At 58.3% G+C, this 22,832-nt stretch carries 21 protein-coding genes and 1 pseudogene; 11 read left to right on the plus strand and 11 right to left on the minus strand.

Annotation, left to right across the window (positions count from 1 at the left end):
• Window positions 1–178: 178 nt before the first annotated feature.
• From ACM6IT_RS09680 to ACM6IT_RS09705, 6 genes are all read left to right on the plus strand, one after another.
• Entirely contained in the window at window positions 179–1,030 is an 852-nt protein-coding gene (locus tag ACM6IT_RS09680) for a putative selenate ABC transporter substrate-binding protein (RefSeq protein ID WP_056727378.1), read from the plus strand.
• Entirely contained in the window at window positions 1,027–1,824 is a 798-nt protein-coding gene (locus ACM6IT_RS09685; protein WP_056727380.1) for a phosphonate ABC transporter ATP-binding protein, read from the plus strand. The genes ACM6IT_RS09680 and ACM6IT_RS09685 overlap by 4 nt, the downstream gene beginning before the upstream one ends.
• A complete protein-coding gene (locus ACM6IT_RS09690; RefSeq protein ID WP_414917880.1) occupies window positions 1,818–2,645 on the plus strand; it encodes a PhnE/PtxC family ABC transporter permease in 828 nt (275 codons plus the stop codon). Before ACM6IT_RS09685 ends, ACM6IT_RS09690 begins: the two co-directional genes overlap by 7 nt.
• Entirely contained in the window at window positions 2,642–3,409 is a 768-nt protein-coding gene (gene phnE / locus ACM6IT_RS09695; protein WP_414917881.1) for a phosphonate ABC transporter, permease protein PhnE, read from the plus strand. The genes ACM6IT_RS09690 and phnE overlap by 4 nt, the downstream gene beginning before the upstream one ends.
• A 287-nt stretch (window positions 3,410–3,696) precedes the next feature.
• Window positions 3,697–4,914 carry a PD-(D/E)XK nuclease family protein gene (locus ACM6IT_RS09700; protein ID WP_414917882.1) on the plus strand — a complete coding sequence of 406 codons (1,218 nt, stop codon included), beginning with the start codon at window positions 3,697–3,699 and terminating at the stop codon, window positions 4,912–4,914.
• Between the two features lie 720 nt (window positions 4,915–5,634).
• Window positions 5,635–6,987 (plus strand): GrpB family protein, encoded by a 1,353-nt coding sequence (locus ACM6IT_RS09705; protein ID WP_414917883.1) that lies wholly within the window; start codon window positions 5,635–5,637, stop codon window positions 6,985–6,987.
• A gap of 747 nt (window positions 6,988–7,734) precedes the next feature.
• On the opposite strand, the gene ACM6IT_RS09710 is transcribed toward ACM6IT_RS09705, so the two are convergent.
• From ACM6IT_RS09710 to ACM6IT_RS09720, 3 genes are all read right to left on the minus strand, one after another.
• Complete coding sequence (locus ACM6IT_RS09710; protein WP_414917884.1) at window positions 7,735–8,268, minus strand: HEPN domain-containing protein; 534 nt, start codon at window positions 8,266–8,268, stop codon at window positions 7,735–7,737.
• Window positions 8,265–9,404: a DUF262 domain-containing protein gene (locus ACM6IT_RS09715; RefSeq protein WP_414917885.1), complete on the minus strand. Its 1,140-nt coding sequence runs from the start codon at window positions 9,402–9,404 to the stop codon at window positions 8,265–8,267. Before ACM6IT_RS09715 ends, ACM6IT_RS09710 begins: the two co-directional genes overlap by 4 nt.
• A 298-nt stretch (window positions 9,405–9,702) precedes the next feature.
• On the minus strand, window positions 9,703–10,221 hold the full coding sequence (locus ACM6IT_RS09720) for a hypothetical protein (RefSeq protein ID WP_414917886.1): 519 nt from the start codon (window positions 10,219–10,221) through the stop codon (window positions 9,703–9,705).
• A 262-nt stretch (window positions 10,222–10,483) separates the two neighbouring features.
• Here ACM6IT_RS09720 and ACM6IT_RS09725 point away from each other — a divergent pair, with 262 nt between their 5' ends.
• Both ACM6IT_RS09725 and ACM6IT_RS09730 read left to right on the plus strand, forming a co-directional pair.
• Window positions 10,484–10,852, plus strand: a complete 369-nt coding sequence (locus ACM6IT_RS09725; protein ID WP_414913307.1) for a type 1 fimbrial protein — start codon at window positions 10,484–10,486, stop codon at window positions 10,850–10,852.
• A 383-nt stretch (window positions 10,853–11,235) separates the two neighbouring features.
• On the plus strand, window positions 11,236–11,595 hold the full coding sequence (locus ACM6IT_RS09730) for a DUF6124 family protein (protein ID WP_414917887.1): 360 nt from the start codon (window positions 11,236–11,238) through the stop codon (window positions 11,593–11,595).
• Between the two features lie 390 nt (window positions 11,596–11,985).
• On the opposite strand, the gene ACM6IT_RS09735 is transcribed toward ACM6IT_RS09730, so the two are convergent.
• Entirely contained in the window at window positions 11,986–13,002 is a 1,017-nt protein-coding gene (locus ACM6IT_RS09735; protein WP_414917888.1) for a succinylglutamate desuccinylase/aspartoacylase family protein, read from the minus strand.
• A gap of 171 nt (window positions 13,003–13,173) precedes the next feature.
• On the opposite strand from ACM6IT_RS09735, the pseudogene ACM6IT_RS09740 reads away from it, so the two are divergent.
• Window positions 13,174–13,659 (plus strand): annotated as a pseudogene (locus ACM6IT_RS09740) (TetR family transcriptional regulator C-terminal domain-containing protein); the annotation flags it as partial.
• Here ACM6IT_RS09740 and ACM6IT_RS09745 read toward each other — a convergent pair.
• From ACM6IT_RS09745 to ACM6IT_RS09770, 6 genes are all read right to left on the minus strand, one after another.
• Complete coding sequence (locus ACM6IT_RS09745; protein ID WP_056727402.1) at window positions 13,615–14,619, minus strand: DMT family transporter; 1,005 nt, start codon at window positions 14,617–14,619, stop codon at window positions 13,615–13,617. The pseudogene ACM6IT_RS09740 and the gene ACM6IT_RS09745 sit on opposite strands and share 45 nt — an antisense overlap.
• Window positions 14,619–15,317: an ABC transporter permease gene (locus ACM6IT_RS09750; protein ID WP_056727404.1), complete on the minus strand. Its 699-nt coding sequence runs from the start codon at window positions 15,315–15,317 to the stop codon at window positions 14,619–14,621. Before ACM6IT_RS09750 ends, ACM6IT_RS09745 begins: the two co-directional genes overlap by 1 nt.
• Window positions 15,318–15,335: 18 nt before the next feature.
• A complete protein-coding gene (locus ACM6IT_RS09755; RefSeq protein WP_056727405.1) occupies window positions 15,336–16,049 on the minus strand; it encodes an ABC transporter permease in 714 nt (237 codons plus the stop codon).
• 141 nt (window positions 16,050–16,190) lie between these two features.
• Complete coding sequence (locus ACM6IT_RS09760; protein ID WP_223541814.1) at window positions 16,191–16,973, minus strand: transporter substrate-binding domain-containing protein; 783 nt, start codon at window positions 16,971–16,973, stop codon at window positions 16,191–16,193.
• 27 nt (window positions 16,974–17,000) lie between these two features.
• Window positions 17,001–19,004 (minus strand): aminotransferase class I/II-fold pyridoxal phosphate-dependent enzyme, encoded by a 2,004-nt coding sequence (locus ACM6IT_RS09765; protein WP_414917889.1) that lies wholly within the window; start codon window positions 19,002–19,004, stop codon window positions 17,001–17,003.
• Window positions 19,005–19,161: 157 nt separating this feature from the next.
• Complete coding sequence (locus ACM6IT_RS09770) at window positions 19,162–20,562, minus strand: MFS transporter (RefSeq protein ID WP_414917890.1); 1,401 nt, start codon at window positions 20,560–20,562, stop codon at window positions 19,162–19,164.
• A 215-nt stretch (window positions 20,563–20,777) separates the two neighbouring features.
• Between ACM6IT_RS09770 and ACM6IT_RS09775 the strand changes: the two genes are divergently transcribed.
• Window positions 20,778–21,665: a LysR family transcriptional regulator gene (locus tag ACM6IT_RS09775; protein WP_414917891.1), complete on the plus strand. Its 888-nt coding sequence runs from the start codon at window positions 20,778–20,780 to the stop codon at window positions 21,663–21,665.
• 13 nt (window positions 21,666–21,678) lie between these two features.
• Here the strand turns inward: ACM6IT_RS09775 and ACM6IT_RS09780 are convergent, their stop codons facing one another.
• Window positions 21,679–22,131: a cupin domain-containing protein gene (locus tag ACM6IT_RS09780; protein WP_056727414.1), complete on the minus strand. Its 453-nt coding sequence runs from the start codon at window positions 22,129–22,131 to the stop codon at window positions 21,679–21,681.
• A gap of 291 nt (window positions 22,132–22,422) precedes the next feature.
• Between ACM6IT_RS09780 and ACM6IT_RS09785 the strand changes: the two genes are divergently transcribed.
• A complete protein-coding gene (locus tag ACM6IT_RS09785; protein ID WP_414917899.1) occupies window positions 22,423–22,731 on the plus strand; it encodes a hypothetical protein in 309 nt (102 codons plus the stop codon).
• Window positions 22,732–22,832: the final 101 nt, after the last annotated feature.

Genomic DNA, 22,832 nt, shown 5'->3' on the forward strand with positions numbered 1-22,832 from the left:
GCTTCATCTATACGAGCCATTGCACCCATCTTCTCCATGCGCTGGAAGACCATGCTGGTCAAGTACGCAGTAGTCCCTATAATCGCGGCGTTTTCGTCTACCCTCACGAAGCGTCGTGCAGCAATCAGCTTGTGCGGGGCGCATCGACATTTTTCCGCTATTGAACCGGAGAACTTCCATGCTCAAACGTACCCTGGCATTGGCCGTCGGCCTGACCCTGTCCTTTTCCACCCTGCTGGCACAGGCCGCCGACACCCTCAAGGTCAGCGCCATCCCCGACGAAGCCCCCACCGAATTGCAGCGCAAGTTCAAGCCCCTGGGCGAGTACCTGGAGAAGCAACTGGGCATGAAGGTCGAGTTCGTACCGGTGTCCGACTACCCGGCGGTGGTCGAGGCCCTGGCCACAGACCGTATCGACATGGCCTGGCTGGGCGGCTTCACCTTCGTGCAGGCGCGGCTGAAAACCGGCAATGCCATTCCATTGGTACAGCGTGAGCAGGACGCCCAGTTCACCAGCAAATTCATCACCGCCGACCCGGCCGTCAAGTCGCTGGCCGACCTCAAGGGCAAGTCGTTCGCCTTCGGTTCGGTCTCGTCGACGTCGGGCAGTTTGATGCCGCGCTATTTCATGCTGCAGGACGGCATCAAGCCTGAAACTTACTTCAGCCGTGTCGGTTACTCCGGCGCCCACGACGCCACCGTCGCCTGGGTTCAGGCTGGCAAAGTGGACGCCGGCGTGCTCAATGCCAGCGTCTGGGAAAAACTGGTCAAGGCCGGCAAGGTCGACACCGACAAGGTCAAGGTCTTCGCCACCACGCCGGCCTACTTCGACTACAACTGGACCGTGCGCGGCACCCTCGACCCGGCCCTCGCCGAGAAGATCAAGGTGGCCTTCCTCGCGCTCGACCCGGCAAAACCTGAAGACAAGGCCATTCTGGACCTGCAAGCCGCCAGCCGTTTCATCGAGACCAAGCCTGAGAACTACAAGGGCATCGAGGAAGCCGCGCGCGCTGCCGACCTGCTGAAATGACCTTGCACCTGAACCGGGTCAGCCTGACTCACGGCAACGGCGTACGTGCGCTGCATGAGGTCGACCTGCACATCGCTGCCGGTGAGCAGGTCGCGATCATCGGTCCGTCCGGCGCTGGCAAGTCGAGCCTGCTCAACGTGCTGGCCACCGCCCTGCGCCCGGACAACGGCGCGGTCGAGGTACTCGGCGAGCACGCCTGGCAGCTTGGCGCCCATCGGCGTCAGCAGCTGCGGGCGCGCATCGGCCTGGTGCACCAGGCGCCCCCCCTGCCACCGCGGCAACGGGTGGTCACGGCGGTGCTGGCCGGAAAGCTGGGCCAGTGGGGCTTTGCCAAAAGCCTGCTGAGCCTGCTGCATCCGGTGGATGTTCCCGGAGCGCGGGCGGCACTGGCCAAACTGGACCTGGGAGACAAGCTGTTCGCCCAGTGCCAGCAATTGTCCGGCGGCCAACTGCAGCGCGTGGGCATTGCCCGGGTGCTGTACCAGGCGCCCGAAGTGCTGCTGGCCGATGAGCCGGTGTCGGCGATGGACCCGGTACTGGCCGGGCACACCCTGTCGATCCTCTGCCGCCACGCCCGGGAACACAAGGTGACCCTGGTCGCCAGCCTGCATGCGGTGGACCTGGCCCTGGCGCACTTTTCACGCATCATCGGTTTGCGCGAAGGCCAGGTCCTGTTCGACCTTCCCGCCAGCGACGTCGACCACGATTTGCTCGACAAGCTCTACGCCAACGAACAATTGCTATCGCCGCCCGTTCCGGTGGCGCCCTTGAGCCTGCAGATTCCCCGATGCTGACGCGCGATACACGAGACCCGGCCACCCTGCCCCGCCTGCTGCTCAGTCTGTTGGCGCTTGCCCTGCTGTGGCCCGGTATTCATTTCAGCGAACTGGATCTGGGTGTGCTGCTCCAGGCTGACAGCCAGAGTGAGATGGGCCGGTTTGTCTCAGCCTTCTGGCCACCGGCCCATGGCGAAGAGTTCCTCCAGCTACTGTGGCAAGCCACGCTGCAAACCCTGGCCATCGCCACCGCCGGCATGGCCCTGGCCTTGATGGTGGCCGTGCCCGCCAGCTTGTTGGCCAGCCGGGCGCTGTCGTTGTCCGCCGCCTCTCGCAGCGGTCGCCCGAGCGCCTTGGGCCGACTGTTGCGCTGGCCGGTGCGCGGGCTGCTGATCTTCCTGCGCAGCGTGCCGGAAATCGTCTGGGCCCTGCTGTTCGTGCGCGCCGTCGGCCTTGGCCCGACGGCCGGGGTGCTGGCGATTGCCATCACCTACAGCGGCATGCTGGGCAAGGTCTACGCGGAAATCTTCGAGTCCGTCGACCAGCGTCCCGCCCACTCGCTGCTGCAAGCCGGCAGCGGCCGGTTGGCGGCGTTCTGCTACGGCATCCTGCCCAATGTCGCGGCGGAGTTGCTGTCGTACACCGTATATCGCTGGGAGTGCGCGATCCGCGCCTCGGTGGTGATGGGCTTCGTCGGTGCCGGCGGGCTGGGCCAGCAGATCGACCTGTCGTTGCGCATGTTCGCCGGCGGTGAAGTGGCGAGCATGTTGCTGACCTTTTTCGTCCTGGTGCTGTTCGCCGACCAAATCAGCCGCCTGTTGCGCTGGAGGTTCGCATGAATCGCCTGATCAACCTGCTGCTGATCCTGTGCATTAGCGCAGCGGTCATCGCTTCATTCCGCTATCTGGGCATCGACCTCGGCGAACTGACGGGCAGCGGCAACCTGAAGCAGATGGGCGCCTACGTGCTGCGTTTTCTCAGCCCCGACCTGAGCGCCGGCCATCTGCAAGCCATCGGCCGTGGCGCCGTGGAAACCATGGCCATGTCGGCCCTCGGCACCCTGCTCGCGGCGGTATTCGGCCTGGTGCTGGCACTGCCGGCGGCCGGGCGTTTCGGCTGGCCGTTGCAGAGTGCGTCGCGCCTGGTGCTGAACGCCCTGCGCGCCATTCCCGAACTGGTGTGGGCCGCGCTGATGGTGCTCGCCGCCGGACTCGGCCCCAACGCCGGGACCCTGGCACTGGCCATGCACACCACCGGAGTGCTCGGTCGACTCTTCGCCGAAGCACTGGAAAACACCCCGCCGCAACCGGCTGAAGCCATTCGCTTGCAGGGCGGTAATGTGGTCTGGGCCTTTTGCTACGGCACCCTGCCCAACCTGTTTCCGCAGCTGTTGGCGTACATTTTGTACCGCTGGGAGAACAACATTCGGATGGCCAGCGTGCTGGGTTTTGTGGGTGCTGGGGGGTTGGGGCAGATGCTTTATGTGAGCCTTAGTCTGTTTCAGGAGGCTCAGGCCAGTACGGTGATTTTGGCGATGTTGGTGTTGGTGTTTGCTGTTGATGGGTTGAGTAGTTGGAGTCGGCAGCGGTGGGTTAAGGCTTGATGGGTTTGATCATCTGATTGCATTCGAGCTTGGCAAGCATTTGTATGGAGTTGACTGTCGCGTTTTATTGACCGCCAGAAAACGACACAAAGCTGACAATCAATCTGTCCCCCGGACATCCCGCCCAAGAGAGCAAGCAACTGTTGCATCGGCGAAAACTAAGCTCACGAGTGAGCTGCCGATCTGAGCCATTCCACAGGGGCCTGACAAACCTCCCCACGAGGGGGAGTACATTCCGAAACCGGCAATACGTAGAAAACTCATCCCTGCACAGGAAAGTGACGGACATGGAAAACGCTCAACAGTTATTGCATAAAGCCGGGGAACGGGTTCACCTGGATACGGCGCGACAGATTGCCAGCGGAGAAGGCTTCAATCTATTCAGGATTACCAAGATAGAGCGCTCGGAGGTGAACACCCACTCAGCCATGATCGCTGAGCTGCTTGATCCCAAAGGGACTCACGGACAGGGAACCCGCTTCCTCCAACTCATGCTGTCCAATATGGGTGTACAGCACAGCGGTTCATTATCCGAGGTGAGCGTGCGGAAGGAACAGTCCTTCCCCTATGGCAAGGGCCGAGTGGATATAGCCATTCACCTGCGAGATCTCCTGATTCTGATTGAGAACAAAATCGACGCTCGGGACGGGGTCGAACAATTGAAGAATTACGCGGAGATAGGTGAAGCATCTGGCAAGAGATGGCAACTCTGGTATTTGACCAAGACCGGCAGGGATGCCTCAGTGGACAGCCACTGCGGAAAGGCTTACCAGCCCATCTCCTACAGTGAGCACGTTCTGGATTGGCTGGATCAGTGCGTGACCCATTCAGCCGATACGCCGGCACTGCAGCAGGCACTAATTCAGTACCGGAACCTAGTACGAAAAATTACAGGAAAGTCCATGGACCACTCAACGCGGGAAGCACTAATTGCTCTGCTTTCCACAAGTAAAGACTTCAAAGCTGCTGATGCCATTTCCGAGGCGCTGCCTTTCGCCAAAGGCGCCATGTTGTTTCGTTTTTTTCAGAACATCCAAGCGGGGTTGAACGATAGAAAGATCTCGCGGGTTCCCCCTCCTGACGGATTTGCAGGCTTCGAAGCCACACTGGAAAACTGCAACAAATGGTTCATGCCAAAAGGGCAGAAGCTCAGGAACGTCGGCATGTTTTTCGATATCGGACGCAAAGATCTGCTATTCCGTATCGAAGTGGCAACCGAAGCACTTCATTTTGGGGTTGTACCCATGAAGGATGGCGATATAAGCCCGATCGAACGTCACGGGGACTACCTTCAGCGCTTACCGGAAAATCTCCATCATCGTAACTGGAAAGCCTTCCAGTGGTTCTCCTGCCTCCACAAGGACTATGTAGCTCAGGACATGGACTGTCTCAGCGACCAGAGTCAGCTCCTCGACGAGGTCCGGCAGACCTTGGTGCAACTCCAACCTAGCCGAGAGCACGACCATGTATTGGAGTGCGATGAGGAGAGCCGAACTCCTGCGTAGTTGCATTCTTCCAGCAGCAGTCGGTGCATGACACTAGACAGAGCACTTCGAGGTGGCTAGGCAAAATCGCCTAGGTTTGAGCATCTTTCCGAGGGTGGCCGCTATGGGTCGATTATTGCCTGTCGCGAAAGACGGAAAGTGACCCCAAAGCTGCCGTTCGTGGAGGGCAGCTAACGACCGATTCTGTTGAAAACAGTCGACCATGGTTTCCGCAGCAGAAAAGTATGCGTCCGAGATCGAAATCCTTACTTTCGGCAGAGGCTTCCGACTCAGATTTCACGTCGCAGTGTGTAAAAAAGGCGTTTTAACCAGGCAATGACCAGGCTGTTTGGGCGAACCGACTTTTTCAACAGAATCGGCCAAAAGCGGACGTTCGACTTGGTCCGCTTTTGATCCATGGCGACCGTTCTGACAGACAGTGATCTATAAAAAAGCATTACGTTGATGCGACTCGTATCGATTCAGCGATATACAAGCCGACTCATCAAGGGTAGCTACCGATTTCAGTATCCTCAAAAATCGTCCGTGGTCGTGAAGCCCTTGCGCCACCAAAGGCAATTAGCCACTATTATTGATGTGTCAAGCATTTAGACCTTGGCACACCTTTTGTCTAGGGGACACGTGCATAGTCAGTATTCGAGATTTCTGAGCAGTGTTTGCAAATCAACACCTCTCATCTTGCCAGAAGAGCTTGCCTCTCAAATTTTTTAAGCAGACCAAATGAAAAAAGTAGCAATTAGCGAACATGCGTTTGATTGGGAAAATATCTTTATCAAGGAGGCTCAGATAATAAAAAATAGATTGAAGCATCCCTCATTTTTCATCGACCATGTAGGGTCGACTTCGGTCCCCGGTCTTCCTGCAAAACCTATCATTGATATTCTAGTATCTGTTCAAGACTGGAGTTTGGCTGGCAAGATCGCTAAAAACCTTCAAGACTTAGGTTACCAATTGCGCGAAACGTGCTTAGATACCCCTCGTTTTTTCTTAGTAAAGTATCCCCCTACTGAAAGTATTGGTTATCATGTGCACATTTGTGGGCCAGACAGCAAGTGGGCAAAAGACATGCTAAATTTCAAAGAAGAGCTATTTACGAACGAAAAAATTGCAGAAAGTTATGCCGCTCTTAAGAAAAAACTGGCACAAATCCACCCCAATGATATTGAAGCTTATGCTCTTGGGAAAAAAGATTTTATAGAAGAGGCACTGAAAAATCGCGTGTCTAAATTTAGCGTAAATCGACTCCTAACACATCAAAGGATAGAGCTAGACAAAGCAGACCACCTTAGGAAATGGATGATAAGGATCCAGTTGTCGGTAGCGGTTGGTGCCGCTATCTCGGTGTATCCTAACGGCGGTGGAGTCCTTTTAGTTATAGCGCTATTGGGTTTCACACTGCTAGGAATCTGGCTTTTCCTGAACCAATCTCAACAAAAGCATCGTGCTGCAGGAGATCAAGCTCGGCGGGCTGTATTGTTTATGAGTGGCCTCAATAGGCAGCCATCTTTAGAAGAGCAGCAGAGAATTCTAAAAAGTTTCCTTCTCCCCATCTCAGACGCCCCTTTAAGTCTGGAGGAAAGTCGCTTTGCTAGTCGCGAGTTCCCCAGCTACAAGCGTTTAGCCGAACTCATTGAAGAATCCGCATTTTGGACCGGTGATTTATACCACGCTAGTGCCGGACGTATGAGCATCCTACTTTGGACTTCACTGTTGATCGGTTTTGCTGCAAGTGTTATTGCGATAATCTATGCCCCTCAAGATGAGCTGATATCTCTTAATAGAGCACTAATCGCAGTAATGGTATTTTTTGTATCGTCTGATGTACTCGGCTTATTTTTTTCGTATAAGCAATCCGCCATCTCTCTAGATGAGATTTTTCACCGAGTAGAAATTGCCTCTTTGAGAGGTTATCTAGAGGCAGATATTTTACTCCTTGCGTCGGACTACAATGCCGTCATCGATAACGCTCCATCACCACTGCCCTCCCTCATCCTGTCGCGATCGAAAAAGCTCGGCCAACGATGGAGTGTTTACAAAGAAATGAAGCGTACTGATTCTGAAAGCAAGGTATAGCGCCAGCTCTCATACTAGGGAATTGCACTGACTCGACCCAGCATTTGCATAGCGACTTGACCACTTGATTGCATTGGCCCCTACCAAAAGCTGACCAATCTCTTCAACGGCGGTTAATTAATGGCTGGATTCTGTTTGTCGCCACTGTCAGCTTTGGCCGGTATCTGTCGTTCGCGAACGGCACATTTTGGCCATTATCCGCCCTTCACGAAGGGCCTCATTGGATCGAAAGCGGACCAAGTCGAACGTCCGCTTTTGGCCGATTCCATTGAAAAAGTCGGTTCGCCCAAACAGCCTGGTCATTGATCTCGGACGCATACTTTTCTGCTGCGGAAACCATGGTCGACTTTTTCAACAGAATCGGCCGTTAGCTGCCCTCCACGAACGGCAGCTTTGGGGTCACTTTCCGTCTTTCGCGACAGGCAATAATCGGCCAGAAGCGGACTGCCGGCAAACACCCTCAATCACCTAAGTGGCAAACCCCGACAATGACGCGGGTCAAACCAACAGAACTGGGCCCTGCACTAGATGGTGCCCTTTCTCCGTTTTTGCGGCCATCCTCTTCTGCCAGCGCATGAATATTGGCAGCGATTCGCTTTTCAATTTGACGGTGAAGGGCAGGGATCTCTGCATAGCCGTTGACGGCACAATAGTCCGGCTTGGATCAGGGAATCGTTTTAGATATAGCTCAAACGCCAGCTGCCCGCGCCTACTAGCTTATTAAAGTCGCGGGGGCTGAACATTTTTTCATTCTAATTCATTCACAGGCTCATCCTCCCCTTCTTCGAACTCATGATGAACAACTTGATCAAGAATGCGCAGCACCTCACACCCACCCTGGTAACATTCAATTGTTTCTTCTATTTCGACATTTGGGGACCCGCCATGTGCGAATTCATTTCTAGCTTTAACCAGTTTATTTAATGCAGTATTGAATTTTGGCTTATCACTTAGACCTATTAGTTCTTCAAATTTTTTTCGCCACCTCAAGTCAAAATCTGAAAGGATGTTTTCAATTTGGCCAAGGCGAGGATTGAATGAACTATCACGAATTTTCTTCTTTACGAAGTTTCTAGCCTGTATAGCGCATTCTGCATCAACTTTGTCTGCGATTATTTTTTTAAATCCGACCTCAATCGCTCCCGAAGCCCTTATTACAGCATAGCGACGCATATAAGGTGTAGGGTTGGCGCCCGCCCCCATCCCTACCAAAAGCTGTCTTATCCCTTCAAGTTCCTGACTACATGATTCAAGTTGCTGCAACACCTCCTGATTTCTCATCGATATGCTCCTTTGAAAAACTCCCTGTACATCTGTCCGACTCTATTTCGGATAGTTTCAGTACGCATGGTTTCAAAGGAAAGATAATTTTGAAGGCCTTTGTCTTGTAGTGCTTTTTTACGCCGCGCAGACAAACCTTCTGCATAATCACGCGCGACATTACGTCGTATCCCCATATCAACCGCAATCATTACCGAATCGAAAACGGTCGCGCTAAATGCAGGAACCACACGATCAGGATTGCTGGGGGACAGGTTGTGGAAGGCTTCGACGCCTAAATGGTCATGAATATAGCGTGTCGCCGATAAAAATCTATTGCGGAATGCATCGCAATAATCCGCGCGATTATGCAGGCCCATGTACTGATTAAGATATTTTTTTAGCGAAATCCTAGAGGGGGCTGTGGCTGGATCTAGGGAAGCCAAATCAGAGATAGCGAAGAAACGTAGGATGCACTCCATATCTCGCATCCTGGAATCAGTTTCCTGCCTACCCCATAATTGTCGCCAAACTGGGTCTTTGTTCAATTCGAATAGCAAGGAGTTGAATGGGCCTTGATAAACACAATTACGTATCTCTTGCGGTAACAAAGACCGACCACCAGAGTTAATTCGCTCAAATACTTGAAAAAGACTAGTATCGCCGTCGGCTGGAGACTTTTGCATAAATACGATGGCGTGGATAGTTGTGTTTCTAATTTTACGTTGCTCTTCAGGCTGAAGTTCTAAGAAAGCCTTCCCCTTCCAGCGCTCATGAATCTTTTCGCTTTTTGAAAGCTTGAATACGGATCCATCTTTTGTAAAAATACCTTTTACATAATCGCGCACTGTCATCAGCCTTTGATAGCCATCAATTATCAAAAGCTTTTCATCGTTAGTTTTTGCTAAAAAAATGCTTGGTACGGGGAGCCCAAGCAGAATGGAGTCAATGAATCTTGAGGCTTCCGACTTATCCCAGACATAGTTTCGTTGTAGTTCGGGCTTTACAAGTTCGTTGTCATCGTAGCGGCTTATTAGTTCGCGAAAGCTCAGGTCTGCACCCCATGATGAAATTTCAAACAAGTCATCATCGCTATAAAAGTCTTCATTTTCTTCAGAAGGTACATCTAAAATTACGTTGCTTTCTTCAGCACTCATGCCTAGCGTCCTGTGCGTCATGATGGCGAAATGCCCTAACGTTCAGCAACATAGCCGAGCCTTGCATGTTTCGCAACGAAAAGGGTGGCTGGCAAAACCTCCATCACCCTAACAACATAGACCAGCAGAGGGACCGCTTCTGGCTGTTCTCTGCCGGACACGGGTACAAGGCCTGCTAGTCAAATCCGATGTAACCGATGGTCTAGTGGATTGCAATTTCGCACCTGACGACCAGTACTACCCACGCAAAAAACCTTCCTGCGCGTCAACGCAGGAAGGGTTTTTTGTTTGCGGCCGATCAGTCTTTAGCCTGACTCAACTTGGTGAACAGCTCGGTCGGTACTTTCTTGCCGTTGGAGGTGAACTGGTTGGTGCGGAACTTGTACACCTCACCTTCGGACAGGAAACCGTCGCCGTTGGCGTCCATCGCCTTGAATTCCTCTGTGCCCTTGGGTGCCACGGCCAGCAGTTCCTTGAGCGACACGCGGCCGTCATGGTCGGTGTCGGTGCGTGCGAAAGATGCATCGCCGCATTTGCCTTCACCACACTTGCCCTCGGCCTGGGTCTTCTGGGGGCTGGCTTCGGCGCCGCATTTGCCTTCGCCACACTTGCCTTCGGCCTGGGTCTTCTTGGCGCTGGCTTCGGCGCCGCATTTGCCTTCGCCACATTTGCCTTCGCTGGTCTTTTCCGCGGCGGCCAGTTGGTAGCCCTGCGGCAAGGCTTCGGCGGAGAACGCGGTGGATGCGAAGTTGATACCGCCGACCAGTGCAACTGCGAGCAGGCCAATACGGGTTTTGTTCGACTGGATACGAGACATGTTGATACTCCGGATCAATGACGTGGCTGGACCACTATGGGTCGTACCACAAGGGTGATGAACCTAGTGGCGAGGTGCGTTGTGCATCTCGCTTTGACAGGTCTATTTGGCCCCAGCGGTGTATCCGGGCTGTATCCGTGAAGAGTGGGTTTTGTATGGCTGTATGCGGATGTCGTGCCTTGATACACGGCGATACAACAAACGCCTCAAGCGACTACCCTTCGTTGACGACCTAGACCTTACAAATCAAGGAGCGTCAGGCATGAACGGCAAACGTATGGCAGCGGGATTGAGTCTTTTGTTCGCCCTCAGTGGTGCGTGCCTGGCGGCGCCGGGCACCATCAGGTTTCAAGGCAGCATTGTCGAGCCGGGCTGTCAGTCACGCGTGGGGACGGATGGCACATTCGGACTTTACCAATGCCCTGCCCAGAGTCGTGCGATGGGGATTGAGGCAAACAGCATCGCACCAACCGCCAGTGTGAGCGCTGTCGGTCAATCCAGCGTCAACGTAAAACTGCTCGCTGACAGTGGTCGGGAAGGCCGATATTACGATCAACGGTTTGTGTTGATGGATGACGCAGGCTTACCGATCCGTTCCGGAGACTATCTGGTTACCCTCAGCATGCCTTGATCACGGGGCGCGCGCAGAGCGTCTGCATCTGAGCAATAGCACTTGTTTAAAGAGGCTGTAGGTTATTTCCTGAGAGCTACAAGACCTTGCGTCGTTGCCTACGGTTACGCCAGAATCCGCCGGCTTGTGCGCCCTGCCCCTGGTCTCTATCGTTTCCACGCCACTGCCCATCAGTGGTCGGGTTTAGCAGCCCGGGGTTGTAAGCAAGGTGCACATGCTCCTGTCAGTCAGGTATTCCCATGCCTGCATTTGATGGTGGCTGTGCGCAGGGCGCCTTCGGGCGCGCCGGCTTTGCTAGCTTCCCCGGTCTGCTAACCTGCGCACAGCTGCCTCCTTCTCGTTTAGCAGCAAGAGGGTTGGCACCCAATCAGAGAAGCAAGCATATGTTCAAAGTCACCCCCAACCCGCCGGACACCGATCCGACATCCCCATACGAACCCGATTCAAAAACGCTCAACGAGGCCGCCGAACGTGCGCTCGCCTTCCACTTCCCCTCGACTGCCGACATCAAAGCCACGCCGCGCAGACCCAGCCACCTGTTTACCGTTGACCCCGAAGCCACGACCGAAACCCTGGTGGTTTATCTGGTCGAAACGCTGGCCTCGGTCGATGTGATGGTGCATCAGTTGGTGGATCATCTGGACGGCGGATCGCGCAATGCCCTGCTGGGGATTTCCAACAGTGTGATGCTGGCGGAGATCACGGCGAATCGGGTGCTGGACCAAATCGACCCGCCCGAATAAACACTGAATCTGTGACTAACACTCCCCCCCGTGGCGAGGGGCATTGCCCCCGCTCGGCGGCGAAGCCGTCGCAAAACCTGACTGCACCGTCTGACTGAAGAAAAGCGGGGGGCCGCTTCGCAGCCCAACGGGAGCAAGCTCCCTCGCCACAAATGTCGGCAGGCTCAATTAGCGCAACAACACATACATCGCATTGAATCATTGGCAGACGCTAACTCTGTAGCTAACACCGCCCTTGTGGCGAGGGAGCTTGCTCCCGCTGGACTGCGCAGCAGGCCCTGCTTTTCAGGTGAAGAGCTGGGGCCGCTACGCGACCCAGCGGGACGGTGCAGCGTTCCGACAAGCTCCCTCGCCACAGGTTTTGTGTGTTTGATGTTGGCTGGGCCATCTCTAGTTCGGGTCCAGCAACCCGCCACTCCAGTTTCTCGACACCCGGCTACCAGTGAATTTCGCCACGCCCATGCCCTGGGGGATCAGGCGATCGCGATAGCGCGTCACCAGGCGCCCCGCTTGTTCGGCGTGCAGCACCACTTCGGTGGACGGGTCGCCCGGGCGTCCGAGAATCCGCGCAAAGCGCTGGCCTTCCTCGATGAAATCCCCCAGCTCTTTTTCGAAGATCAGCACGCCCGGTTGCGGGGCGATGATGGTTTCCATGTGGCCCATTTCCACGGCTTCGACGGGCCAGTCCGTGGGCGCCACTGGTTCATCGATGACAGCGCAACCGCACAGCCAGTTGTACAACCCTTCGGCATCCGACTCGGCAAAACGATCGCTGACATCGCCCTGCCCGCGCAACTCCAGGGTCGCCGCCATGCGCCCCGCAGTGGCTCCGTCGCGTATCCACGGGGCAATGATGGTTTCCTCGAAGGAGCCATCGCCACCGTCATCCCAGATGATCGCCACGTCCATCTTCATCGCCGCCGCCAGTTCGCGGCCACGGGGCCAGAAGCTGCGGTGCACGTAGAGGTACGGCAAGGCCTCGTCATCGGTGTGCAGGTCGAGCATCACATCGGCCGGGGCAGCCAGTTGCACCAGTTGCTTTTGCCATTGCTGGACGCAGGTCGAAGGTCGTTCCATGGCTGCCGACTGGTCGAACGCGCGGTTGAAGTTTTGCCCGGTGGCGTCGTGATAACGGCCGAGGATCCGCCCTTGGCGAAACTGCCCGATGCCCAGCGGATTGGCCTGGGGCACCACGGTGATGTTGCCTTTGAGCCGGCCCTGGGCCTCGGCGTTTTGCAACCGTTGCATCAGCAGGTGCAGGACCAGCATCCCGGCGATTTCATCGGCATGTACGCCGGCCTGCAGGTGTACGTTTGGCCCGCTGCCGTCGCCTGCATAGCGCCAGGCACCGACCCGCACGGCGTCACCGTTGTTGTTGCGAACACTGAACGAAATATCCTGCGGCATTGGCTTTCACTCCCGTCATGAACCTTGAAAAACGTTGTATCGCTGCTGCCGAAGCTGGTGATTGAACAGACGTTCAACTAAGCTCGGCATCGTGGAACCTCACCCAAGGACAGCCTTGTGACAACCGATGCCCCGAAAAACCGCCGCGCCGAACCCGAAGACCGTCGCGAAATGCTGGTGGCCGCCACCCTGCGCTGCCTGGGCCGCGACGGTCACGCCGGGATTTCCGTGCGGCGTATTGCTACCGAGGCCGGGGTCTCCGTGGGGTTGCTCAACCATCACTTCGGCAGCATCGAGGCACTGATCGCCGACACCTACCAGCGGCTCGCCAGCGAACTGACCACCGCCCTGCTCCAGGAAATCGAACAGGCCCAGACACCGGCGCAAAAGATCGATGCTTTCCTGGAAGGCTCGTTCTCGCCCAGGGTCATGGACCCGAAACTGCTCGGCGTGTGGGTGGTGTTCTGGAGCCTGATCCGTCACTCCGAACACGTCAGCCAGTCCCACGAAAAAAGCTACCGCGCCTACCTCGACCTGATCCGCCAGTTGCTCGACGGGCTGGCCGCCAGCGAAGGTTTCGTGATTCACGACACGCGCCTGGCCGCCATCGGCTTATCGGCGATGCTCGACGGTCTCTGGCTCGAGTGGTGCCTGAACCCCGAGACCTTCAGCGCCGCCAACGGCCTGCACATCTGCCGTTGCTGGATAAAGGGGCTGCGTCACGGAGCATTCAGCACCGACGACGTCCTGTGACGGGTGCCGGCCGAAGATCATCGCCAGGGTGCCGCTGACCGCGATCAACCCGGCGCCGATCATCAGCGACATGTCCATCAGCGTGCCCCAGATCAGGCTCGACAGCGCAAACGCCCAGATCAGCCCGGTGTATTCGAACGGCGCGAGCAAGGTCGCGGTGGCGCGGCGGAAGCTGGCGAACAACAGGAACTGACCGATGCCGCCCACCAGGCCGGCGCCGAGCATGCCCAGCCAGGCCGGCGTCGGTGATGGCGTGTGGGTCCAGGGCAAGGCGACCGCCATGCAAATCACGAACACCACGTTGGTGATCAGCATCTGCTCCAGCACCGAGGTCTGCTCGTCCACCTGACGCAACTGGATATAGGTGAATGCCCAACACATCGCCGCCAGCAGGGTCAGGACGATCGGCAACGGATCGGTCATGTTGTCGGGACGACAGGCAATGACCACCCCGACAAAACCGATGATCAGGCTGAACCATTGCCAGCCGCCGGCGCGCTCCTTGAGTATCACCGCCGCCAGCACCGTGACCATGATCGGCGCGGAAAAATACAGGGTGGTCATCTCGGCCAGGGTAAGGTCCCGGGCCGCCGTGTAGTACAGCACCCAGGCGACAATCGACAGCAACCCGCGCACCACCAGCAGACGCCGGCTCGGCGAGCGCCAGGCCCGCTGGATCAGGCGCAGGCGCCCCGCCAGCAGCACCGCCACGACCACCACCGCGGCGCGCCAGAACAGAATGGTGACCACCGAATAGTCGGCCACCAGCCACTTGATGACCGCATCCTGCAACGCCAGGAACGCATAGCCCAAAGTGCACAGGCCGATGCCTTGCAGCGAGCGGTCAACGGTTGGAGAACTCATCAGGCCGACCTGCGTACGGGCGTCCCGCGCCGCTCGGCAAAGGCAAACAGCGCCTCGATCAGGAACGTCAGGCAGACGTAGACGCCGGCCACCAGCAACAAGGGTTCGTACACTTGCAGGGTTTGTGCGCGGACCACGTTGGCGGCGCCGAGCAGATCGATCACGGCGATGGTCGAGGCCAGCGCCGTGGACTTGAGCAGCATCACGGTTTCCCCGGCCAGGGTCGGTAACAGCAGGCGCATCGCCCGGGGCAAGCGCACCCGCAGCAAGGACTGGCGCGCCGTCATGCCGAAGGCCGACGCCGCTTCCATTTCCCCCTTGGGCACCGCCAGCAGGCCACCGCGAATCACTTCGCCAACATAAGCCCCCACCGACACCACCAGGGCAAACACGATGTACCAGTAACCATCGCGCAGGTACGGCCAGAGGAAACTGCCGCGAATCAGCGGGAACTGGGCAAACAGGCTGCCCAGGCCGTAGTAGAAAATGTAGATCTGGATCAGCAACGGCGTGCCGCGGGTGACGCTGGTGTAGAACAGGCTGACCTTGGCGATCACCTTGTTTTTCGAGATCCGCGCCAGCGCCACCAACACCGCCAGGCCATAACCCAACACACTGGCGATCAACAAAATCGTGAGGGTGGTTTGCAGCCCCCGGCCCAATAGTGCCGCGTATTCAACTATCCACGCTGGAATCATTTCATTCTCTCTGCCGGTTCAGTCAACAAGAGGCATCCAGCGACGAATGCGTCGCTCCAACCGTCCCGAAAGGTAGTTGGACACCAGCGTCACTGCGTAATACAGCGCCGCAGCCGTGAGGTAGAACAACAGATAGTGGCGCGTCGACCCCGCGCCTTGCTTGGCGGTGTATAGCAGCTCGTTAGTGCCGACCACGCTGATCAGTGCACTGTCCTTGATCAGGTTGATCCACAGGTTGGCCATCCCGGCCATGGCATAGGGCGCCATGATCGGCAGCGTGACCCGGCGGAACAGGCCGAAACCGTTGAGGCCGAACGCCTTGGCCGCTTCGATCTGGCCGAAGGGAATCGCCTGGATCGCCGCGCGGAAAATCTCCGAGGCGTAGGCGCCCTGCACCAGCCCCAGCACCACGATGGCCGCCAGCGGACCGCTGACATCGACCACGCCGTAGCCGAGATGGGTCATCAGCGAATTGAGGAGCATGGAGCCGACGTAGTACAGCAACAGAATCAGCAGCAACTCCGGAACAGCCCGGAACAAGGTGGTGTAGCCACGCATCAGCGCTGCAATCGGCTTCGGCGCGCCAAGCTTGAGGCACGCCACCACCAGCCCGATGGCCAGCCCGAGCACGAAGGCCCCGGCGGAAATCTGCAGGGTCATCCAGAGCCCTTTCAACAGCGCACTGCCCCATCCCTGCTCGGTGAAATTGATCAGATCGAACATTGCCGGCATTTCAGTCTCCAGTCAGCGGTCCTGCACTGTCCCTTGTGGGAGCGGGCTTGCTCGCGAAAGCGGTGTGTCAGTCAACATTTATGTATCTGATACGCCGCTTTCGCGAGCCGCTCCCACAGGGGATCTACGTTTAACCCGGCGTCAGAACGCAGGCTTGACGCTGGTGCCGAAGTAGCTCTGGGACAGCTCGTCGTAGTCCTTGCTCGCCAGCAATTCCTGGATGGCCTTGTCGAGCTTGGCCTTGAGTTCGGTGTCGTCCTTGCGCAGGCCGGCGCCAACGCCTTTGCCGAAGATCGGGTCATAAGGCACGGTGCCGAGGTAGGCCAGGTCCTTGGCATCCGGGGTCTTGATGAACGCGGCCATGGCGGTGCCGTCGGCCATCATCAGGTCGATGCGCCCGGCAATCAGGTCGGCGTTGGCCGAGTCCTGGGTGTCGTAGTACTTAACGTCGGCAATTTTTTCGTAGTAGGTCTTCAGGTAGCTGGCGCTCACGGTCGAGTTCTGCACGCCGATGATCTTGCCCTTGAGGTCATCCGGGTATTTCTTCACCGATGCTTCTTTCGGGCCGACGACGGCAATCACCGAGTCGTAATAAGCCTTGCTGAAGGCGATCTGTTTTTCCCGCTCCTCGGTCACCGACATTGACGAGAAAATCACGTCGATCTTCTTCGCCAGCAACGATGGAATGATGCCGTCCCACGCCACTTCCTTGATCTCGCACTCGGCTTTCATTTCGCTGCACAGCTTGTGGATCAGGTCGACTTCAAAACCTTTCCACACGCCGTTGGCCTGCTTTTCGGTGTACGGCGGATAAGGTTCCGCTGCCACCGCGAACCTGATCGGTTGCGCCTGAGCAGCGCTCATGCCGACCAGCATTACGCAGGCCGCACCGGTCAACCAGTTTGCAAAACGTCGATTTCCCATGTTGTTTTCCCGTCTTTTTATGATGAGTTAGCGAGTCTGATGAGCGTTGACGAATTGTCGGCAACGCTCGCTGCGTGGGTGTACGAACACTTCGTCCGGCGAACCGGTTTCCTCGATCAGCCCTTGATGCAAAAAGGCGACTTTGGATGAGACATCGCGTGCGAAAGCCATTTCATGAGTCACCAGGATCATGGTCCGGCCTTCTTCGGCGAGGGAGCGGATCACCCGCAGCACTTCCCCGACCAGTTCCGGGTCGAGTGCCGAGGTGGGTTCATCGAACAGCATGACCTTGGGCCGCATGGCCAGGGCCCGGGCGATGGCCACCCGTTGTTGCTGTCCCCCGGAGAGAAACGCCGGGTACTCGTTGCGCTTGGCCGCAAGACCTACGCGTTCGAGCAGGGCTTCGGCCCGCTCTGTGGCCTCCGCACGGCTTTCACGCAGGACCTGGGTCGGCGCTTCGATAAGGTTTTCCAGCACCGTGCGATGGGGCCAGAGGTTGAAGTTCTGGAACACCATGCCCAGGCTGGAACGGATGCGCACCAGCTGTTTGGCGTCCGACACCAGCGGAGCGCCGGGACGATTCTGGTTGAGGTGAATGCTTTCGCCATCGACCAGGATGCGCCCCTGGTCCGGCACTTCGAGCATGTTGATGCAGCGCAGCAGGGTACTTTTGCCCGAGCCGCTGGCACCGATCAGGGAGATCACGTCGCCCTCGCGGGCGGTCAGGGAAACGCCCTTGAGCACTTCGATATTGCCGAAGCGTTTGTGCAGGCCATCGACCTCGATCATGGTCTTGGCGGTGACCGGTTCGACGGTGGCGGTACTGGTCACCGTGCCGATCACCGGCCGCGGCGCTTCACCGTTGAGCACCTGGACGAAGCCGCGAATGCGCTGGCAGGCCTGGGCCAGGCGCTCGTCACTCAAGGTGAACGACAGCCGTACAAACCCCTGGGCCGGCTCACCGAATGCCGCCGCATCGAGCACCGAGACACCGGCCTCGCGCAGCAGGCGCCAGGCGAACTCCAGCGAGGTCAGGCCGGTGCCGCGCACGTCCACCAGCACGAACATGCCGGCATCAGGGTTGAGCACGCTAATGCCCGGGCAATCCGCCAGGCCAGATACCACCAGGTCGCGGCGCCGACGATAGATCTCGCGCATGCCGTGGGTGACGTCGTCATGGGACTGCACGGCCTTGAGCGCCGCTTCCATGACAAACCCGGGCAAGCCGTACAGCATGCTCAGCACCAGGGTTTCGACATGATTGACCAGGGCTTCATTGGCCACGACCCAGCCGATGCGCCAACCGGTCATGGCATGGGATTTGGACAGGCTGCCGATCACCACGCAGCGCTCGGCCATGCCCGGCAACGCCGCCAGGCTCAGGTGTTCACGCTCGTAGGCGAGGCTCTCATAGACCTCGTCCACCACCACCCACAGGTCATGGGCGATGGCGAGTTCGGCGATGGCTTGCAGCTCTTCGCGCCCCAGTACCACCCCGGTGGGGTTGTTCGGGTTGGAGAAGAAAATCGCCCGGGTGCGCGGGGTAATGGCTTTGGCCAGCACGGCGGCATCGAGGCGGAAACCCGAGTCCGCCGCACAGGGCACCCGCACCAGCGTGGCGCCGGACGCCTTGAGCGTGGCTTCGTAGGTGACGTACATCGGATCGAAGGCAATCACTTCGTCGCCGGCACCGAGCAGGCACATCGAGGTGGCGAACAAGGCGTTCTGCGCACCGGCCGTGAGAATGACGTTGGACGCCTGCAGTTCGCGGTCGATCAGTTGGCTGTAGCGGCCGGCAATGGCCTCGCGCAAGGCCTGGCGACCGGCGATTTCGGTGTAGTGGGTATCGCCTTCACGCAAGGCGTGGATCGCGGCATCGGTAATGAAATCGGGGGTGGGGAAATCCGGGTCGCCGACGCTGAGGATGATCACGTCCTCGCCTTTGCGCTGTGCCGCGCTGGCCGCGTAGTGGATATCCCAGGCGGCAACGCCTTGGCCACTGATCCGTTCAACAAAGGGTGAAAACCGCATGCCAGTGCCTCGTTCGAATTGAAGAAACGCAAGCCCGCAACCAGCCGGGGGAAGGTGGCCCCCAACATAGTCCAGACTGAACACTCGTTCAATAGAAAACTCGCAAGGCTTCGCGTTCAGCGCAAACAGGTCGTTTTCACGACAGTCGCGCCGTTTTTCAGCACGGCGCAATCAAGCGACGTGAAACGATTTTGCTGATCGCGCCCAGCACCAGGGCCACGAGAATCAGCCCCGCAGCCACCGCAAACGTCAACCGCATCCCCTGCGCGATTGCCTCGGGTTGCGCCTGCAGGATATCGCCGCTGGCCGTGCCGAAGGCGAACACCGCGCCCATGACCGAGGCGCCCGTGATCAATCCGAGATTGCGCGACAAGCCGAGCAATCCGGACACCACACCACGCTGCCGCGCCTCGATTTCCAGCATGACGGCGGTATTGTTGGCCGCCTGGAACAGCGCATAACCGGCGGTAATGACAGCCAGCGGCACGATGTAGCCGGGCACACCGAACGTCATTGGCAAGGCCGGCAGGATACAAGCGCCGGTCAACATGGCGATCAATCCAGTCGTGCAGGCTCGATACGTGCCCAAACGATCGACCCACCGGCCCGCCGGCACGCCTGCCAGCGCCGCCACCAACGGCCCCGTCGACATCACCAGCCCGACACTCGCTGCATCCAACGCCAGTGCGCCAGTGAGGTAAAACGGCCCTACCACCATGGTCGCCATGACCACGGTGGTCACCAGCATGCTCATGACCAATCCCGCGCTCATCTGCGAGTTACGGAATATCGTCAATCGAACCAGAGGCGACTCGGCCGTGTGCTCGACGAATACAAACACGCCCAGCCCGAAAACCGTCGCCAGCAACAGCGTCATGTTCAGCGGCCCCAGGGTGCCACGCCCAATGGTCATCGCCAGTGCATAAGCCAGCAACATCAGAACCAGCACCAGCGTGCCGGGCACATCGAAGCCCGCTCGATCCGCCCTCTTCTCACTGCGATCACTCGGCAAAAAGTAGAACGCGAGCCCCATCGCCAAAACACCCACCGGCACATTGACCAGAAAAATTGCCTGCCACCCCAGATTGGCAATCAAAAAACCTCCAAGGGTCGGGCCGAGCGAGGTGCCAATCGCCGACATCGTGCCGAGCACGCCCATCACGCTGCCCATTTTTTCCTTGGGCACCGCCCCGCTCACCAGCGCCATGGTCAGCGCCATCATGGTGGCCGCGCCGACGCCCTGTAAGGCCCGGGCGGCAATCAGCAGCCACAGATTGGGCGCCAGGGCGCACAGGAGCGAGGCGACGGTGAACAGCGCAATGCCGATCAGCAGCAAGCGCCGCCGCCCCAGAAGGTCGCCGAGCCGGCCGACGCTGACGATCAGCGCGGTGATGCTCAGCAAGTAGGCGAGCACCACCCACTGCACGGCCTGGAACGACGCTGAAAACGCCTCGGCCAATGTCGGTAAACCCACGCTGGCAATGCTGGTGCCCAGGGACGACAGCAGCATGGATAACGACAGGCTGGCCAAGGCGCCCCGGATCGATATGGACTTCATTTTCTCGCGACTCCGCAAAGGGTTGTCCCGAGCCTAAGCCTGGCCATAACATGGCGGAAGACGCAGCATTTGCACTGTATACATGCATATAACGCCACCTACCCACAACCCAGTGTGGGAGCGGGCTTGCTCGCGAAGAGGCCGTCAGCTTCACCATTAACGTTGGCTGACACACCGCCTTCGCGAGCAAGCCCGCTCCCACAGGAATTGATTCGATGCCCGATCTGAATCTGTTGATCACCCTGAACGTCTTGCTCGAAGAAGGCAGCGTGGCCCGCGCGGCAAAGCGTTTGCGCCTGAGCCCGTCGGCCATGAGCCGGGCGCTGGCGCGGTTGCGCGAAACCACCGGCGATCCGCTGCTGGTGCGGGCCGGGCGCGGACTGGTTCCCACGCCCCGGGCGCTGGAGCTGCGTGAGCGCGTCGGCCTGTTGGTACAGGACGCCGAAGCCGTGCTGCGCCCCGCCGAGGCACTGGACCTCAACCAACTGGTGCGCACCTTCACCCTGCGCACCAGCGATGGCTTCGTGGAAAATTTCGGACCGCCACTGATCGCCCGCCTCCATCAGGACGCACCTGGTGTCCGCCTGAGTTTCGTGCAGAAGCTGAACAAGGACAGCACCCTGCTGCGCGAAGGTTCTGTGGACCTGGAAACCGGTGTGATCGGCGAATCCACCAGCCCGGAAGTGCGCACCCGGATGCTGTTTCGCGACCGGTTCGTGGGCATCGTGCGCAAGGGCCATCCACTGGCTCGCGGCGAGATGACAGCGGTCCGTTATGCCGCCGCCCGGCACATCCTGGTCTCGCGCCGGGGCCACGAAAAAGGCGTCATGGACGACGCCTTGAACGAGCTGGGACTGAGGCGGGACATCGCCACCATTGTCGCCGGCTTCTCTTCGGCGATTGCATTGGCGCGGGCTTCAGACCTAGTCGCCAGCGTACCGCAGCGGCACGTCGGCAACCTGTGCCAGGGGATGCACTGCTTTGCCCTGCCGTTCCCCACGCCGGCGATCACGGTTTCGATGCTGTGGCACCCGCGCATGGATGCCGACCCGGCCCATCGCTGGCTGCGCGGTTGTGTGTGGGAGGTTTGCAGTTCGCAATGACCCGGTAGCCCGCCTACTCCTTCAGGATCAGCAGCGGCTCGCCTTTGTTCACGATGTAGGTCGCCAGCTCCGAGGCCTTGCCCTGGCCCACGTTCTTCGCCACATGGGCAACGCCTTCGGGGATGTACAACGAATCACCGGCCTTGAGCGTCACCGGTGCCCGCCCTTCCAGTTGATACTCGAAGGTGCCGCTGATCACGTGCGCCACCTCGACACCGGGGTGAGCATGTCTGGGCGACGTCACGCCCGGATCGAAGTCCACGAGCACCTGAAGGACTTCGCGGTTGGCGGCGCCCAAGTCTTCACGTACCAGGTCGGTGCGATGCAGGCCCTGCTGCCAGCTTTTCATCGCCGGGGCCGGCTGAGCTTCCTGGGCTTGAGAGAAACCCGCGAAGGTGGCGAGCCCGGCGGCGGCCAGGACCAGACCAAGCTTGCCGAGGGTGTGACGGGTGTGGGTACGCAACATTGTCTTTCCTCCAATTGAACCACGCCAGGTCGCGCCGAAAGTGGCGCGATGCCGGTGGTTCCATTGGAAGGCCGCCGTGTTTCGCCCGGGTGTCGGGAAACGGCGGTTTTGTATGCCCGGGTAACGGCGGGCGTTGCGGATACCTGCGGATACAAACCCACAGCCGAGGGCATACCATCAATGACAGCTTTATGTCTGCGTACCCCCTCTCCGGCGTCCTGCCGACCGAACACCAGTCCCTTCATGCACTATTGCCCGTTGCTACGTTGAAATCTCCACGGAGAATTCGCGATGCCAAACTCTGACCTACTCCCTTCCCTGCTCGCCCTGGAAGCTGCCATCCTGGAACTGTCGAACTGGGTCGAGCAGCACGGATCGGCCTATTCTGTTGAAAAGTCGGCCATGGTTTTCACGGTAGAAAAGTACACGCTTGAGATTAAAATCTTTGCATTGAGCGGAGGACTCCCGGCTCAGATTTCGCGTAGCGGCGCGCAAAAAAAGGCATTGTCAGCGGTCAGTATGCAGGCGGTCTGGAAGTACCGACTTTTTCAACAGAATCGGCCAAAAAGCGCTCGTTCGGTCACTCGCAAGTATTCCTGACACGGGTGCTGACTCAGCTCATTGCAAATTTATTACAGATAAATGACAGGAATTACGCCCGAATGATCTAGAAATGCGACACCCGCATTGAGCTCAAACAC

Source organism: Pseudomonas sp. IT-P4, from assembly GCF_949767755.1.
GTDB lineage: Bacteria > Pseudomonadota > Gammaproteobacteria > Pseudomonadales > Pseudomonadaceae > Aquipseudomonas > Aquipseudomonas monachiensis.

Coding starts and splice junctions, on each gene's coding strand:
- ACM6IT_RS09730 (WP_414917887.1), top strand. CDS start 11,236: ATGTTCAAAGTCACCCCCAACCCGCCGGACACCGATCCGACATCCCCA.
- ACM6IT_RS09725 (WP_414913307.1), top strand. CDS start 10,484: ATGAACGGCAAACGTATGGCAGCGGGATTGAGTCTTTTGTTCGCCCTC.
- ACM6IT_RS09775 (WP_414917891.1), top strand. CDS start 20,778: ATGCCCGATCTGAATCTGTTGATCACCCTGAACGTCTTGCTCGAAGAA.
- ACM6IT_RS09750 (WP_056727404.1), bottom strand. CDS start 15,317: ATGATTCCAGCGTGGATAGTTGAATACGCGGCACTATTGGGCCGGGGG.
- ACM6IT_RS09715 (WP_414917885.1), bottom strand. CDS start 9,404: ATGAGTGCTGAAGAAAGCAACGTAATTTTAGATGTACCTTCTGAAGAA.
- ACM6IT_RS09735 (WP_414917888.1), bottom strand. CDS start 13,002: ATGCCGCAGGATATTTCGTTCAGTGTTCGCAACAACAACGGTGACGCC.
- ACM6IT_RS09770 (WP_414917890.1), bottom strand. CDS start 20,562: ATGAAGTCCATATCGATCCGGGGCGCCTTGGCCAGCCTGTCGTTATCC.
- ACM6IT_RS09705 (WP_414917883.1), top strand. CDS start 5,635: ATGAAAAAAGTAGCAATTAGCGAACATGCGTTTGATTGGGAAAATATC.
- ACM6IT_RS09710 (WP_414917884.1), bottom strand. CDS start 8,268: ATGAGAAATCAGGAGGTGTTGCAGCAACTTGAATCATGTAGTCAGGAA.
- ACM6IT_RS09700 (WP_414917882.1), top strand. CDS start 3,697: ATGGAAAACGCTCAACAGTTATTGCATAAAGCCGGGGAACGGGTTCAC.
- ACM6IT_RS09760 (WP_223541814.1), bottom strand. CDS start 16,973: ATGGGAAATCGACGTTTTGCAAACTGGTTGACCGGTGCGGCCTGCGTA.
- ACM6IT_RS09720 (WP_414917886.1), bottom strand. CDS start 10,221: ATGTCTCGTATCCAGTCGAACAAAACCCGTATTGGCCTGCTCGCAGTT.
- phnE (WP_414917881.1), top strand. CDS start 2,642: ATGAATCGCCTGATCAACCTGCTGCTGATCCTGTGCATTAGCGCAGCG.
- ACM6IT_RS09680 (WP_056727378.1), top strand. CDS start 179: ATGCTCAAACGTACCCTGGCATTGGCCGTCGGCCTGACCCTGTCCTTT.
- ACM6IT_RS09745 (WP_056727402.1), bottom strand. CDS start 14,619: ATGAGTTCTCCAACCGTTGACCGCTCGCTGCAAGGCATCGGCCTGTGC.
- ACM6IT_RS09765 (WP_414917889.1), bottom strand. CDS start 19,004: ATGCGGTTTTCACCCTTTGTTGAACGGATCAGTGGCCAAGGCGTTGCC.
- ACM6IT_RS09780 (WP_056727414.1), bottom strand. CDS start 22,131: ATGTTGCGTACCCACACCCGTCACACCCTCGGCAAGCTTGGTCTGGTC.
- ACM6IT_RS09685 (WP_056727380.1), top strand. CDS start 1,027: ATGACCTTGCACCTGAACCGGGTCAGCCTGACTCACGGCAACGGCGTA.
- ACM6IT_RS09755 (WP_056727405.1), bottom strand. CDS start 16,049: ATGCCGGCAATGTTCGATCTGATCAATTTCACCGAGCAGGGATGGGGC.
- ACM6IT_RS09690 (WP_414917880.1), top strand. CDS start 1,818: ATGCTGACGCGCGATACACGAGACCCGGCCACCCTGCCCCGCCTGCTG.
- ACM6IT_RS09785 (WP_414917899.1), top strand. CDS start 22,423: ATGCCAAACTCTGACCTACTCCCTTCCCTGCTCGCCCTGGAAGCTGCC.